Origin of the sequence: Acinetobacter tandoii DSM 14970 = CIP 107469 (assembly GCF_000400735.1) — a bacterium.
Lineage (GTDB): Bacteria > Pseudomonadota > Gammaproteobacteria > Pseudomonadales > Moraxellaceae > Acinetobacter > Acinetobacter tandoii.
Map to the genome: position 1 here is coordinate 107,742 of NZ_KE007361.1, position 409 is coordinate 108,150.

General features: G+C 50.9%; 1 protein-coding gene. It reads right to left on the reverse strand.

Features of this window, described 5'->3' with window-relative positions; all coding sequences use genetic code 11:
* The coding region (locus I593_RS02730) for an Ig-like domain-containing protein (RefSeq protein WP_212750020.1) at nucleotides 1-409 on the reverse strand (409 nt) is incomplete at both ends.

A 409-nucleotide genomic window follows, 5' to 3' on the forward strand; every position in this document is an offset into this window, starting at 1 on the left:
CTGTAGTATAAGTAGTCGCACCTACCGTTACACTGAGGCTGTTACCATCAACCAGATCCACCGTGCCTTTAAACAGTAAGGTGTTGTCATTGGTGATGAAGTCAGTGCTAGAACTGCCAGTGTCGTTGGTGATCGAGTCGAAAGTCACGGTTTGACCGTCGTTATCGGTGTCGATCTTGGTGTCAATTACCACGTTCTGACTAGTGGTACTTTTGCTGTTCCCTGCGGTATCTGTGACCGTCGCCACCACCGCATAGGTTGCATCGGCCAAGGTGGTACCCGTCAGGTCTAGGGTCCAATTCCCTGCTGGATCAACCGTTAAGCGTGGATCGACTGTAGTATAAGTAGTCGCACCGACCGTTACACTGAGAGCGTTGCCATCAGCCAGATCCACCGTACCTTTAAACAG